Annotated in this window: 14 protein-coding genes; 9 read left to right on the forward strand and 5 right to left on the reverse strand. The window is 62.9% G+C overall.

Translation table 11 applies throughout. The features are described from left to right. Positions 1-71: 71 nt before the first annotated feature. The gene (locus AWB78_RS33270) at positions 72-485 is read right to left on the reverse strand and encodes a (2Fe-2S)-binding protein (RefSeq protein ID WP_062610876.1); all 414 of its coding nucleotides are present in this window, start codon (positions 483-485) and stop codon (positions 72-74) included. A gap of 315 nt (positions 486-800) precedes the next feature. Then, positions 801-1,667: a LysR family transcriptional regulator gene (locus AWB78_RS33275; RefSeq protein ID WP_062610877.1), complete on the reverse strand. Its 867-nt coding sequence runs from the start codon at positions 1,665-1,667 to the stop codon at positions 801-803. Positions 1,668-1,767: 100 nt separating this feature from the next. Between AWB78_RS33275 and AWB78_RS33280 the strand changes: the two genes are divergently transcribed. From AWB78_RS33280 to AWB78_RS33290, 3 genes are all read left to right on the forward strand, one after another. Further along, a complete protein-coding gene (locus AWB78_RS33280) occupies positions 1,768-2,796 on the forward strand; it encodes a zinc-dependent alcohol dehydrogenase family protein (RefSeq protein ID WP_062610878.1) in 1,029 nt (342 codons plus the stop codon). A 64-nt stretch (positions 2,797-2,860) separates the two neighbouring features. Beyond that, positions 2,861-3,427: a cytochrome b gene (locus AWB78_RS33285; protein WP_062610879.1), complete on the forward strand. Its 567-nt coding sequence runs from the start codon at positions 2,861-2,863 to the stop codon at positions 3,425-3,427. Between the two features lie 109 nt (positions 3,428-3,536). After that, entirely contained in the window at positions 3,537-4,661 is a 1,125-nt protein-coding gene (locus tag AWB78_RS33290; RefSeq protein WP_062610880.1) for a VIT1/CCC1 transporter family protein, read from the forward strand. Between the two features lie 120 nt (positions 4,662-4,781). On the opposite strand, the gene AWB78_RS33295 is transcribed toward AWB78_RS33290, so the two are convergent. The 3 genes from AWB78_RS33295 to AWB78_RS33305 form a co-directional block, all read right to left on the reverse strand. Next, positions 4,782-5,603 (reverse strand): SIR2 family NAD-dependent protein deacylase, encoded by an 822-nt coding sequence (locus AWB78_RS33295; RefSeq protein WP_232477977.1) that lies wholly within the window; start codon positions 5,601-5,603, stop codon positions 4,782-4,784. Then, a complete protein-coding gene (locus tag AWB78_RS33300) occupies positions 5,596-5,979 on the reverse strand; it encodes a nuclear transport factor 2 family protein (RefSeq protein WP_062610881.1) in 384 nt (127 codons plus the stop codon). The genes AWB78_RS33295 and AWB78_RS33300 overlap by 8 nt, the downstream gene beginning before the upstream one ends. Positions 5,980-6,152: 173 nt before the next feature. Beyond that, on the reverse strand, positions 6,153-6,938 hold the full coding sequence (locus tag AWB78_RS33305; RefSeq protein ID WP_062610882.1) for an IclR family transcriptional regulator: 786 nt from the start codon (positions 6,936-6,938) through the stop codon (positions 6,153-6,155). Between the two features lie 187 nt (positions 6,939-7,125). Here AWB78_RS33305 and AWB78_RS33310 point away from each other — a divergent pair, with 187 nt between their 5' ends. From AWB78_RS33310 to AWB78_RS33335, 6 genes are all read left to right on the forward strand, one after another. Beyond that, entirely contained in the window at positions 7,126-8,409 is a 1,284-nt protein-coding gene (locus AWB78_RS33310; RefSeq protein ID WP_062610883.1) for an MFS transporter, read from the forward strand. A gap of 4 nt (positions 8,410-8,413) precedes the next feature. Continuing rightward, the gene (locus AWB78_RS33315) at positions 8,414-8,860 is read left to right on the forward strand and encodes a type II 3-dehydroquinate dehydratase (RefSeq protein ID WP_062610884.1); all 447 of its coding nucleotides are present in this window, start codon (positions 8,414-8,416) and stop codon (positions 8,858-8,860) included. A gap of 481 nt (positions 8,861-9,341) precedes the next feature. Next, a complete protein-coding gene (locus AWB78_RS33320; RefSeq protein WP_062610885.1) occupies positions 9,342-10,559 on the forward strand; it encodes an ABC transporter substrate-binding protein in 1,218 nt (405 codons plus the stop codon). Between the two features lie 80 nt (positions 10,560-10,639). Then, positions 10,640-11,512, forward strand: coding sequence for a branched-chain amino acid ABC transporter permease (locus AWB78_RS33325; RefSeq protein WP_062610886.1), 873 nt, complete (start codon positions 10,640-10,642; stop codon positions 11,510-11,512). 18 nt (positions 11,513-11,530) lie between these two features. Beyond that, a complete protein-coding gene (locus AWB78_RS33330) occupies positions 11,531-13,315 on the forward strand; it encodes a branched-chain amino acid ABC transporter ATP-binding protein/permease (protein ID WP_062610887.1) in 1,785 nt (594 codons plus the stop codon). After that, entirely contained in the window at positions 13,299-14,003 is a 705-nt protein-coding gene (locus AWB78_RS33335) for an ABC transporter ATP-binding protein (protein WP_062610888.1), read from the forward strand. The genes AWB78_RS33330 and AWB78_RS33335 overlap by 17 nt, the downstream gene beginning before the upstream one ends. The last annotated feature ends 23 nt before the right edge of the window (positions 14,004-14,026 follow it).

The following is a 14,026-nucleotide window of genomic DNA, read 5'->3' on the forward strand; positions in this document are numbered from 1 at the left end:
TCGCAATCTCTTTAAGGAAAGACACGTCCGTTACGCTGCCTGAGAAAAAAGAGCACTATTTGATGCACCAGTCAGTAAGTACCGCAGCGGCAGATATTGCCCGCCATTGCCGCATCGATATCCGAGTCGTCGGGATTGGGGACGGTCGTGAGCAATGCAGCCGCGGACATCACTTGCCCGGACTGGCAATAACCGCACTGCACGACATCGAGTTGACGCCATGCTTCCTGCACTTTCTTGCCCGCGGGTGTGGCTCCGACGCCTTCGATCGTCGTCACTTTGCGATCGCCTACTGCCGCGATCGGCAAAACACATGAGCGGACCGCGACGCCATCGAGATGAACGGTGCACGCGCCGCATTGCGCAATGCCGCAGCCGAATTTGGTTCCGGTCAGTCCAACGATGTCGCGCAATACCCAAAGAAGAGGCATGTCGGGCGGCGCTTCGATCGTGTGGTTCTGGCCGTTGATGGAAAGCGTGGTCATGAGCGGCTCCGGCTTCTGGATGATAGGTGCGGCTATCGCGTGAGACAGTCGGCTTTGAGGATCGGGATTGTATCGCCGCTTTAAAAATCGAGCTTGAATGACGGGTGCTTGCAGATAGCTTTTTTTATCGCGTTCCAGATTGGTGCGTATTCTTTCGTATTCGATGGATTGCCTAAAGGTCCGGCTCAATGCCTGCTTTGCTATTTCTTTAACAGGAGCGGGCTTCGTGTTGTTGGGGTTGAGCGAAACAGACAGTTAGTTGCATCGAAAATCGATAAGCAAATTGAGCCTTTTATGCGCGTCTATTTGAAGTTATCAACTGCCGAGCGCCGTTATCGTTTCGTCCAGCAAGGCACGCAAGCGCGCGACGCGCTTCAGGTCTCGGTGATAACCGAGCCATACGTCGCGTCCGGGTGGCGCTTCGCCGAGATCGAAGCGCGCAAGACGTGCATCGGCATCGCCGAGCGGGCATGGCAGGACCGCGAAGCCCGCACCTTGCGCGCACATGTGGGCCTGCGCGTCGCGATTATTGCTGCCGAAAACGATCTTCGCTCTGGGCAGCATGCGCTTCACCCAAGTCACATCGGGCAATCGATCGAACGCGCTATTCATGCTGATAAGCGTCTGCCCTTCTCCGTTGCCCGCTTCGGGCGGAACGAGATCGGCGCGGCCATACAACGCGTAATCGATATGCATCAGCTTGCGCTGTATAACGTCCGGCTCATCGAACGGGACGATGCGAAACACGAGATCGGCCTCGCGCCGCGCGAGGTCATAGCGTCGCGCATCGGTGACGAGCTCGATCGATACTTCCGGATGCTTCGCGAGAAAGCGCGCGAATACCGGCGTGAGCACATGCACGCCGAACCAGTCCGATGATGAAACGCGCAGCAGCCCGGTCAGCCTGGCGTCCTGCCCGGCCAATGCGCGCATGAAGCCGAGTGCCTCTTCCTCCATGCGCTCGGCATAGGCAAGCACGGCCGAGCCTTCGTCAGTGAGCACGAAACCGTCGCTCGTGCGCTGGAACAGCACATGGCCCAGCGCTTCTTCGAGCGCGCGCAGGCGGCGTCCCATCGTCGGCTGCGTCTGGCCGATCATCCTCGCTGCCGCGCCCAGCGTGCCATGACGTGCGATAGCGAGAAACACGCGCACGTCGCTCCATTCGAGATTCGACCCATTCATATTCGTATGACCGCCGTGCAGAAGTGTCGATTTACATGCTTGCGTGCATGGCGGAGTATGAGCGCATCGCTATCGACGTTCAATCTTTTCGGAGCCTTCAATGTCCACCATGCAAGCACTCGTTCTCGATCGTCACAACGGCCCGCTCGAACTCGTCGAGATCGAGCGTCCCGAGCCCGGGCCGGGAGAAGTCCTCGTGCGTATCGCCGCGAGCGGGCTCAATCCGCTCGACACGAAGATTCGCGCGGGCACGGCGGCTCATGCAAAGCATCCGCTGCCGCTCGTGCTCGGCATCGATATGGCCGGTATCGTCGAAGCGGTCGGTGCGGGCGTCGATACGTTCAGACCCGGCGATGCGGTATATGGCATGACGGGCGGCGTCGGCGGCATTCAGGGTTCGCTCGCGCAATACGCCTCGGTCGATGCCGCGCTGATCGCGCACAAGCCCGCGAATCTCTCGATGCGCAGCGCCGCCGCACTGCCGCTCGCGTTCATAACTTCTTATGCGGGCATCGTCGATCGAGCGCATTTGCAGGCGGGACAAACGGTTCTCGTGCAAGGCGGCGCGGGCGGTGTCGGTCACGTATCGGTGCAACTCGCACGCGCGCTCGGCGCGCATGTATTCGCGACTGCAAGCGAGCGCGATCATGCCTACATCGAGAGCCTGGGCGCGACGCCGATCGACTATCGAGCGACGAGCGTCGAGCAGTATGTCGACACGCATACGAACGGTGCGGGCTTCGATCTCGTCGTCGATACGGTGGGCGGCGCTTCGCTCGATGCATCGTTTGCAGCGGTCAGGCACTTCGGTCATGTGGTCAGCGCGCTGGGATGGGGCACGCATGCGCTCGCGCCGCTTTCGTTTCGCGAAGCAAGCTATTCCGGCGTGTTCACGTTGTATCCGCTGTTGACGGGCCAGCATCGCGCGCATCACGGCGAGATGCTGCGCGAAGCCACGCGGCTCGCGGAAGCAGGCAAACTTGCGCCGCGCGTCGATGCAAGGCGCTTCGATCTGCACAGCGCGGAGCATGCTTACGAAGCTCTTGCGGACGGCACGGCGCGCGGCAAGATCGTCGTCGATATCGATAACAATAATGACGCGAGCGGCCCTAAGGCTCAGCTAAGATAACTTCCCGATGCTTCACGGCCTGCCTGGCACTCGCCGCCAGGCCCGTCTCATTGGAGATACGTCCATGCGATACGAACCCGCGTCCGTTTATAACGCGCCTGCCCGGCTGTTTCACTGGCTCACGGCCCTGCTGTTGCTGCTTCAATATGTACTCGCCTGGACGATGCCGGATGTGCATCGCGATACGAAACCCATCGGTCTGATTGCGTGGCATCTGGGCGTCGGCATGGTGATCATCCTGCTCGTGCTGGTGCGGCTTCTCTGGCGCAGCGCCCACGCCGCGCCGCCCGAGCCCGCCACGTTGCCGCCCGCGTTGCGCGCGCTCGCACGATATACGCATGGACTGCTGTATGTGCTGCTGATTGCGATACCGTTGATGGGCTGGGCCAATGCATCGTCGCGTGGCTGGCCTGTCACGCTTTTCGGCTTCATTCCGATGCCGCCGCTTTCACCCGCTGGCTCTTCGGTCGGTCATGCGCTCGGCGACTGGCATCGCAACGTCGCGTGGGTGCTGATCGCGCTTGCCGGCGTGCATATCGCGGGCGCGCTCTTTCATCAGTTCGTGCTGCGCGATGGCACACTCGATCGGATGCTTCCGGCGCATCGCAAGCAAGCTGCATCGAAACAATGACGAGACGCGATTCCATTCTCAGTCATCGCGTTTCTTAGGGGTATTCGCGTCGTTATATACGCTTCGTCTTTACTCTTGAATCAATGAGACGAACGAAAATGGTGACGACATGGCGTCGCAAACCGAGCTCAAGCGCTTCACCTCCAATCTCGCCGATGAACTCGACAGCGCGGCGCTCTACGACACGCTCGCGCAAGCCGAGAAACAGGACGACAAGCGGCGCGTGTATGCGGAACTGGCCGAGGCCGAACGTCGTCACGCCGACATATGGGCCGCGAAACTGCGCGCGAACGGCGTGTCCGTGCGAACGCATCGCATCGGTGCGAAGACGCGCATCATGCGCACGCTCGCGCGAGCATTCGGACCGGACTTCGTGTTGCGCTCCGTCGCCGCGAACGAAATGGCGGACCGCGACAAATACGCCGGGCAACCCGATGCGGCGCAGATGTCGGCGGAAGAACGGCATCACGCGGATATCGTGCAGGAAGTGGCCAATCGCAGCAAAGGGCTGAGCAAGGGCGGCGCGATTGCGGCGGCGGAGTCGTGGCATCGCGGCGTGGCATCGGGCAACGACTTGCGGGCCGCCGTGCTCGGCGCGAACGATGGCCTCGTGTCGAATTTTTGCCTCATCATGGGCGTGGCGGGCGCGGGCAGCGACAGTAGGACCGTGCTTCTCACCGCATTCGCCGGACTCATCGCGGGCGCGGCGTCGATGGCGCTCGGCGAGTGGCTCTCCGTCACCAATGCGCGCGAACTCGCGCGCACGCAAATCGCGAAGGAAAAAGACGAGCTGGATCACATGCCCGATGCGGAGCGTCACGAACTCGCGCTCATCTATCAGGCGAAGGGTATCGATGCCGCGGAAGCGCGGCGCGTCGCTGCTCAGATCATGCGCGACAAGGACAAGGCGCTCGACACGCTCACGCGCGAAGAACTCGGTCTCGATCCGCGCGAGCTGGGCGGCAATCCATGGACTGCCGCGCTCGCATCGTTCACGTTGTTCGCCGTGGGCGCGATCATTCCCGCCATCGCGTTTCTGTGGGCGAGCGGCGTGGAAGGCATCGTGCAGTGCATCGTGCTGAGCGGCCTCGGGCTCGCGGGTATCGGCGTGTTCACGTCGCTGTTCAATGGACGCGGCGCGCTGTTTTCTTCCGTGCGGCAAGTGTTGATCGGAATGATCGCGGCGGGCTGCACGTATGGAATCGGCAAGCTGTTGGGCGTATCGCTTTCGTGAGCACGATGCATCGGCTTCGGGATCAGCGGATCATTTCCCGGTTCGCGTAGAACAGGCGTCTCAGCGAGATCACGCTCGAACGCACGCACGGGCTGATCGGGTGTTCCCGTGCGCGCGCGGCTAATCCATCAGAACCGAGATCTGCTCCTCCAGACGCGGCAGTCCTATCGTTGCGGGCTGCGCCTGCACGACGCCGAACATCTCGCGCCGGCTGGGTGACGGGTCGACGAGAAAGTTATTCGGATTTTCGTTTTGCCGGTCCCAAGGGAGCATAGCTTCGGGCGGCACGACCTCGAAGGCGCTCCCGATGGCGAGAAACACGTCGTGCGCGCGCATCTCCACCCGGATCCGATGGAGATGGTTATAGGCAGGCGCCGCTTCTCCAAAGAAGACGACGCCTGGCTTGACGCCCTCGTGGTTGCCGCAAATCGGGCAGGCGGTTGCGGGGTCGAAGTACAACCCTTCCTTCGGAAACGCGAGATCACACGCCGTGCACAGCAACGAGTTCAGGTCGCCGTGCAGATGAATGACGGAAGTCGCGCCAGCCTTTTCGAGCAGGTCATCGACGTTCTGAGTCAGCAGCTGGACGCGTTCTGCTCCCCACCTGTTTTGCCATTTGGCGAGCAGTTGGTGTGCGGCATTGGGTTGCGCGTCATGCTTCTCACGGATGCGGTCATTGTAGAAGTCGAAGACGGCTGGGCGATTTTGCCGCCACGTCCGGATGTTGCAAACCTCTTCGACGCTGTTTCGAGTCCAGATGCCGTCCCCTGTACGGAACGTCGATAGCCCGCTTTCGGCGGATAGTCCCGCGCCGGAAAAGACATATAGCCTGGATGCGTTGTTATCCATTTTCTCGATGTAATTGACCTGAGCGCGGAGTGCCGCGCGAGGTTCACCATTATGCGTCAGCCCTCGCGCTTTGCGGCGCATAGCTTCAGCCATGCGCGGCCGTATCGAAGAATTCGAGCCAGCGGGTAATCTTATCGTCCTCGACCGTGAAGATATGCACCCATTCCGATTCGAATCGCTTTTTCGTCTCCTTGATGACAACTTCGACGAAGCCAACGACGACGATCTTATTGCCTGCATCGATGTATTCACGAGGTTCGAACTGTACGATTTCTTCCGCCGCGAGGAGGTCCTCGAGGTAACACCCAACCTCTTCGCACGTTCGACAGGTCGTCGCATACGGCAGACTCGACGGTCCTGCGACGACTCGCCAGTCGACTTCGTCCGAAACGAGCTTCATCACGCCGGCGACATCGCCCCGGCGAAAAGCGGAATACACTTCGTTGACCACGTTCATCGCGTTGGGCATCGCTGACCTCCGGGTGAGCATTACCGGGCTGGAGCGAGGCGATCCGACAGTGATCTGCCGGCGCGCCGCTCCTCGAAAGCATAGGAAGTGCCGCACCGCGATTCACGCTGCAGTGCGATGCCTTCCATAGTCCGCGAGATCCGCGCGCTCATCAGTCTATTTGCTTTTCCGGCTCACCCCTTGCCGAGCGGTGGCCGCGTGGGAAATCCGGCCATATTGCTCAACTGGGCCAGTTCATTGGCGGCCTCGCGCAGAAGCACCGAGTACGTGTGTATCTTCTCTGCCGTCAGCCGCACGCGCGGTCCGGCCAGGCTGATCACGCCGACGCAGCGCGAACCGCTCACCACGGGCACCGCCACCGCCGACATGCGCGGAGCAAACACCTCGTCGATCATGGCATAGCCGCGTACGCGCGCAGCATGCAGGAAGCCGAGCAGGGCTTTCAAGGTCGTCGGCGCACCGGGTCCGAATTCATTCGGCTGTCCGAAGCCCTGCTTCAAGACCAGCGCGGCGGCCTGTTCGTCGGTCATCGTCATGAGCCATGCATGTCCGGTCGAGGTGCAGGAAAGCCGTGCTGCCTGACCCATGTCGGGATCGTAGCGAAAGCCGGTGCGCTGCCCGTCCGCTTTGCCCACCCAGATGATCGCGTCGCCGTCCACCAGCGACAGCCGCGCCAGTTCGCCGGTCTGCGCCGCGACGCGTTCGATGATCGGCTGGGCGATATCCGCGATGCCGGTCAGGCTCAGGAATTCCAGCCCGTTCGACGTCATGCGCATGGTGAGGATGTAGCGGCTGTGATCGACCAGCTGCCTGACATAGCCGCTTTCGACAAGCTCGGCGAGCAGGCGGTGGCATGTGCTGCGCGGCAAGCCCAGAGCGTCGGCGATGGCCAGGAGGCCCGCGCCTTCGCCTTGCGACGCGAGGAAATCCAGAACTCTCAACCCGTTTTTGAGCGACATGTCCCGCCGATTTTCGTGATATGAAATGCAGTTCCGGTGCGGAACGCGCCTCCCTCGCAGCGCAAACAATAGCACTTGTTCGTGGCCAGACACGAACGCTTCACCATACCAACATTGGGGAGACACCATGTCAGTGCTTGCTGACTCAGACATCGCCGCGGGCGAACAAACCGCACAGACTCACTTGATGGCGCGTCGCGCGGTGGCGGGCGCCACCGTCGGCACGGCGCTCGAATGGTTCGACTTTGCGTTGTACGGCGTGGTCGCAGCCACGATCTTTCCCAAGCTGTTCTTCCCGTCGCTCGATCCGACCGCGTCGCTGCTCGCATCGCTCGCGAGCTTCTGGGCCGGGCTGGCCGCGCGTCCGCTCGGCGCGGTGATCTGCGGCATGCTCGGCGATCGCTGGGGACGCCGCAACCTGATGCTGATCACGGTCTCGGTCATGGGCGCGTCGTCGTTCCTGATGGGGCTGCTGCCCACTTACCAGCAAGTTGGCATCCTCGCGCCCGCCTTGCTGGTCTCGCTGCGTATCGTTCAGGGTTTCGCGCTCGGCGGGGAATCGACGGGTGCGCAACTGATGGCGGTGGAACACGCGTCCGCAGCAAAGCGCGGGCTGTACTCGGGGCTGCTCGGCATTTGCTCGCCGCTCAGCCAGATCCTTGCCAATTTCGCGCTCTTTACGCTGTCCGGTCTGCTTTCGGCGGAAGACTTCGAATCGTACGGATGGAGAATCCCGTTCCTTGCGAGCTTCGTGCTGGTGCTGCTGGGTATCTATATCCGCATGAAGGTCAGCGAGACGCCGGCTTTCGAGGCGCTCAGGAAGAAAGGCGAAGGCGCGCGCGCCGCCAATCCGCTCGGCATCGTCTTCAGATTCCACTGGCGCACCGCACTGCGGTTGACGCTGTTCTTCTGCGGCCCGGCGGCGCTCTTCTACCTGATCGTGGTCTTCTCGCTCAGCTATCTGACGAAGAACCTCGGCGTACCCAAACAGACCGGCTTCATGCTCCTGATGGTCGCCAATGTCTGCGCCATCGTGGGCGCGCTGGCGGGCGGCTATCTCAGCGACCGGATCGGGCGTAAAGGCGCGCTGATGATCGGCTCGTTCTGCACGCTGGTCTGCTGCCTGATCTACTTTCCGGTCCTCAACCAGCACTCGGTCGCCATGACGATGGCCGTGATGGGCGCCTTCCTCGGCTTCACCCAGTTCCAGAGCGGCATCCAGCCGGTGTGGTTCGCCGAGTCCTTTCCGACCGAAGCGCGCTACACGGGGTCCGCACTGTCGTACTCGGGAGCCAATCTGCTCACCGGCGGGCCGATGCCGATCGTCGCCGTGGCGCTGCTCAACGCCTTTCACGGTTCGCCGTGGGCCATCGTCGCGGTCTGCGGCTCGCTGAACCTGCTCTCCTTCCTCATGATCGCGACGTCCCGGGAAACCAGAGGCACGTCCCTCGAACGTAGCGCTACACACTGAAACCATGACTCGCAAACTCTATATCCTCAATGGCTCGAACCTGAACATGCTCGGCATGAGAGAGCCTCACCTCTATGGCAACACGACGCTGAAGGACATCGAACAAAACTGTCTCGCGCTCGCCGAGGATCTCAAGTTCGATTGCGTGTTCCGTCAGACCAACAGCGAAAGTCAGTTGATCGACTGGATTCAGGAAGCGTTTCTGCAGGACGCCGCGCTGATCATCAACCCGGCCGGCTTTTCGTTCGGACGGATTCCGGTGCTCGACGCAGTGAAGCTGATCCGCCGGCCGGTGGTGGAAGTGCACATCACGAACATTCACCGGCGCTCTGAAGAGTATCGTCACTCGACGATCTCGGTGGCGGCCACTGCGGTGATCTGCGGGGCTGGCGCGAACGGCTATTTGCTGGCGATCCGCGCGGCTGACGATCTCTGGGGCAGTCAGGATTAAGGCTGCCTTCCGATGTATCGGACACGCGGGCTTCGATAGAAGTCCGCCTTGGCCGGCGGGTGCGTTTTCGTCGTGGCGCGCCGTTCGAATGAGAACTGCATCGCTCGCCGCATATGCTCACGGTGCGTCTTGTTCAAGACGCACTTCCCGAAAGCACTACCTCTGAAGGCTTCGACAACGCTGCGTGCCAGCGCATCGAAATGAAGCTTCGGGCGCGCGCGCCACACGCAACCGCCGATCCCCTGCTCCCCATTCGTTCCCGTTACGTGGAAACCCTTGGTTGACGACGCCACTTCATGGCCGCAAACTTGAAGCGCTTCAAATCCGGCTTTCGACACGCTGTGACGGCTGCGGGATTGCTGAATCTCACCTCGATCCAGCCAGCTAACCAGACGCAAAACTGACATTCCCCGGAAATCAGATCAGTCTCGCGCCTTAAATTTGAAGCGCTTCAATTTCGAACAATACAAGGAGACACCGCATGTCCTCGCGCCTTCCCCGCACGGTCCTTCGCTCACTCGCTGCCGCGTGCCTCGCTGCATCGAGCCTCACCGCGGCGCATGCCGCGGACATCAAGATCGGCGCGCTCTTCCCTTTCAGCGGCGGACTCGCGTTGCTCGGCGACGAAAGCTATCGCGGCGTGCAGCTCGCCGTCGATGAACGCAACGCCGCGGGCGGCATCAACGGCGAAAAAGTGGTGCTCGTCAAAGCCGATGCCGTCGATGCCAACCAGGCCGTCGGCGAAGCACGGCGTCTGACGTCGGTGGAGAACGTGTCGGCGGTGTTCGGGAGTTACTCGTCGGCGGTGTCGTCGGCGGCGACGCAAGTGACCGAGCTCGCGGGCGTGCCCTTCTTCGAACTCGGTGCGACCGCGGATACCATCACGAGCCGCGGCTTCAAGTATCTGTATCGCAGCAACTCGACCACGAAGACCTTCGCGGACGGCACGCTGGAAGCGCTCACCAAGGTCGTCGCGCCGCAGTTGAAGGTGGATCCGAAGACGCTGAAGATCGCCATCATCGCGGAAGACGGGCCGTACGGCACGCTCGTCTCCGGCTTCCAGAAGGAAGGCGCGAAGAAGCTCGGCCTGAATGTCGTGCAGGTGTTGCCGTATTCGGCGAAGAGCGTCGATCTGTCGTCGCTGATCCTGCGTCTGAAGGGCGCGGATGTCGATGTCGTGCTGCAAACCTCATATCAGAACGACTCGATCCTGTTCTTCCGCCAGGCCGCGCAGGCAGGCTTCAAGCCGAAGGCGGTAATCGGCGCGGGCGGCGGCTACTCGCTCGCGGATACGGCCAAGGCCGTCGGCGCGCAGATGAACGGCGTGTACGACATCGACTTTCCGCAAGTCGCGATGAACGAAAAAGGCGCGCCCGGCCTGGACACGTTCACCGCCGGATATCAGAAGCACTACGGCATGGCGCCGCGCTCGGGCCACAGTCTCGTGAACTACGTCGGCGCGAAGGCTTTCCTCGATGTCCTCGCCAACGCGAAATCCACCGATAAGGACAAGATCCGCGCGGCCGTGCTCGCCTACAAGAAAGCGGCCGGCACGACGGCGGCCGGCTGGGGCTTCCAGTTCGCCGACAACGGCCAGAACCAGCTCGCGACCACCAACGTGATGCAGTGGCAAGGCGGCAAGCTCGTGACCGTGTATCCGGAAGCGGTCGCGATCGCCAAGCCGGTCACGGCGCAGTAAATCTTCCGCACTCAATCCGCGTTTCTCTTTCACTCGAACCGCGCGGCGCCGAGGCGCCGCGCGGTCTCCAGGCAACGAGCATGTCCATTCTTCTGCAACTTCTCGTCAACGGCCTGTTGCTGGGCGGCGCGTACGCCATCATCAGCATCGGCCTGACGCTGATCTTCGGCGTCGTGCGGGTGGTCAACTTCGCGCACGGCGAACTGCTGATGGTCGGCATGTACGCCGTGTGGCTGCTCGCCGCGAAGCTCGGCTGGCATCCGTATGTATCGATGGTGCCGGTCGCGCTGCTGCTGTTCGCGCTCGGCGTGCTGATCCAGCGCTTCATCATCCAGCCGCTGCTTTCCGCCGATGCGCACATTCAGATCTTCGCGACCGTCGGCGTCTCCACCGCGCTCGTCAATCTCGCGCTGATGGTCTTCGGCGCGGACGTGCATCCCGTCGATGTGAGCTTCGGCACCGAGCATCTGCAATTCGGCGATATCAACATCGTGAGCGGGCAGCTGATCACGTTTGCCGCGGCGCTGGCGGTCGCGGGCGGCCTGCATCTGTTCCTGCAGCGCACCTACACGGGACGCGCGTTTCGCGCGGTGGCGCAGCATCGCTACGCGGCCTCGCTGATGGGCGTGAACGTGAAGACCACGTATGTGCTCGCGTTCGGCATCGGCGCGGCGCTGGTCGGGCTCGCGTCGGGCCTGCTCGTCGCGCAGTATCCGGTGTTCCCGACCGTCGGCCAGTACTTCGTGCTGACCGCGTTCGTCATCGTCGTGCTGGGCGGTCTCGGCAGCCTGCCGGGCGCGCTCGTCGGGTCGATCGTGATCGGGCTCATCGACAGTCTCGCGGGCTACTACATTTCGCCCGACATGAAGGAAGTCGTCTACTTCGCGATCTTCCTCGTCATTCTCGTGGTGCGCCCGACCGGCCTCTTCGGCCTCGGCCGCGGCTCCGAATAACGTTCAGCGAGGCATCCGATGTTTCCCAATCTTCTGCATCCGCGCGGCTACATGGGCGCGCTGGCGCTCCTCGCGCTGCTCGCGGTGCCGTTCGCGCTGCAATCGCCGTTCGCCTTTCATCTCGCCGTGCTCGTGTGCATCTTCGGCGCGCTCGCGACGGCTTGGAACATCGTCGGCGGCTTCGCCGGGCAGTTGTCGCTCGGGCACGCGGTGTTCTACGGCATCGGCTCGTACGCGGCGACACTGCTCGTCATCAACTTCGGCATCACGCCGTGGCTCGGCATGTTCGCGGGCGCCGTGATTTCGGCGGCGGCGGCGATCGTCATCGCGTATCCGACATTGCGTCTGCGCGGGCCGTTCTTCGCGCTCGCCACCATCGCGTTCCTGGAAGTGTGCCGGCTGCTCACCGTGCACGAGGAAAGCTGGACGGGCGGATCGGCGGGCCTGAACGTGCCGCTCAATATCGGCCTCCAATGGATGGTGCTCCGCGAGAAGTGGGCGTATCTGCTGATCGCGTTCGGCTTTCTGCTGGTGACGCTGTGGGCCGCGTGGCTCATCCGCCGTTCGCGCTTCGGCTTCTATCTGATCGCCGTGCGCGAGCGTGAGGATGCGGCGCGCGCGGTCGGCGTGAACGCGGTGAAGGTGAAGATCGGCGCAGCGGTGATCTCGGCCGTGCTGACGAGCCTGATCGGCTCCTTTCACGCGATGTATCTCACCTTCATCGATCCGTCCGCGGCGTTCTCGCTGGAACTGTCGGTGCAGATCGCGATGTTCGCGCTCATCGGCGGACTCGGCAGCGTGGCCGGGCCGCTCGCGGGCACCGTGCTCGTGCTGCCGATCGCCGAGCTCGCGCGCGGCTGGCTCAGCTCGTTCGGCAGCGGCACGCACGGCTTCGTCTACGGCGTCGTGCTGGTGCTCGTCGTGCTGTTCATTCCGCGCGGGCTCGTCGGGCATCTGGGCGCTCACGTGCTGCGCTTCATCGACCGCCTGCCCGGCGCGCGCACGCCGGCGCCCGAACCGGCGAAGTCGATCGCGCCCGCCGATGCGTTGCCGCTCGGCACGCCCCTGCTGGTCGCGGAGCATCTGAAGAAGCGCTTCGGCGGGCTCGTCGCCACCGACGACGTTTCGCTCACGCTGCACGCCGGCGAGATTCTCGGCGTGATCGGCCCGAACGGCGCGGGCAAGACCACCGTCTTCAATCAGCTCTCGGGCTTCATCCGCCCGAACGAAGGTATCGTCAAGATCCGCCTCGCCGATGGCACCTGGGCCGAGCCGCGCACGCCCGATGCCTTCGCGAAGGACGGCGTCGGCCGCACGTTCCAGATCGCGCAGCCGTTCGCGGGCCTCTCGGTGCTGGAGAACATCATGCTCGGCGCGTTCATGCATACACGGGTGCGCGTCGAAGCGGAATCGATCGCGCGCGAAGTCGCGGAGATCACGGACCTCACGTCGTTGCTCGATACCGAAGCGCGCAGCCTGACCGTCGGCGGCATGAAGCGTCTCGAAGTGGCGCGCGCGCTCGCCACGCGTCCGCGTGCGCTCCTGCTCGACGAGGTGATGGCCGGTCTCAATCCCGCCGACATCGCGCGCGCGATCAACATGGTGCGGCGCATCCGCGATTCGGGCATCGCCGTGCTGATGATCGAGCACATGATGCAGGCGACGATGGCGTTGTCGGACCGCATCATCGTCATCAATGCCGGGCGCATGCTGAAGGAAGGCAAGCCGTCCGATGTCGTCAACGATCCTGAGGTGATTCAGGCCTATCTCGGCAAGGGGTATCTCGATGCTCAAGCTGCATAACGTCTCGGCCGGCTACGGCAAGAGCGAAGTTCTGCGCGGCGTCTCGCTCGATGTGCAGGAAGGCGAGATCGTCACGCTCGTCGGCGCGAACGGTGCGGGCAAGACCACGACGCTGAAAACGCTGTGCGGCATCGTCGCGGCGCGCGGCGGCAGCATCACGTTTCAGGGACAGGAGCTCGTCGGCAAGTCGTCGCACGACATCGTCGCGATGGGCGTCACGATGATTCCGGAAGGCCGTCAGTTGTTCCCTTTCCTGAGCGTCGAAGAGAACCTGCTGATGGGCGCGTTCCGTCACGCCGCACGCGGCGCGCGGCGCGAACGCATGGAGGAAGTGCTCGAACTCTTTCCGCGCGTGCGCGAGCGTCTCACGCAACTGGCCGGCTCGCTCTCGGGCGGCGAGCAGCAGATGGTCGCCATCGCGCGCGGCATGATGTCCGCGCCCAAGCTATTGGTCTTCGACGAACCGTCGCTCGGCCTTTCGCCTCTGCTCGTCGAGCAGATGTTCGACGTGGTCGGCACGGTGGCGGCACGCGGCGTGACGGTGCTGCTCGTCGAACAGAACGTGTTCCATACGCTCAAGCTCGCGAATCGCGGATACGTGCTCGAAAACGGCGCCATCGCGCTTTCCGGAACCGGCGCAGAATTGCTCGATAGTCCCCACGTGCGGCGCGCCTATCTCGGTCATTGATTCGCCGGACCGACGCATCGCAT

Origin of the sequence: Caballeronia calidae, assembly GCF_900044055.2 — a bacterium.
GTDB classification, from domain to species: domain Bacteria; phylum Pseudomonadota; class Gammaproteobacteria; order Burkholderiales; family Burkholderiaceae; genus Caballeronia; species Caballeronia calidae.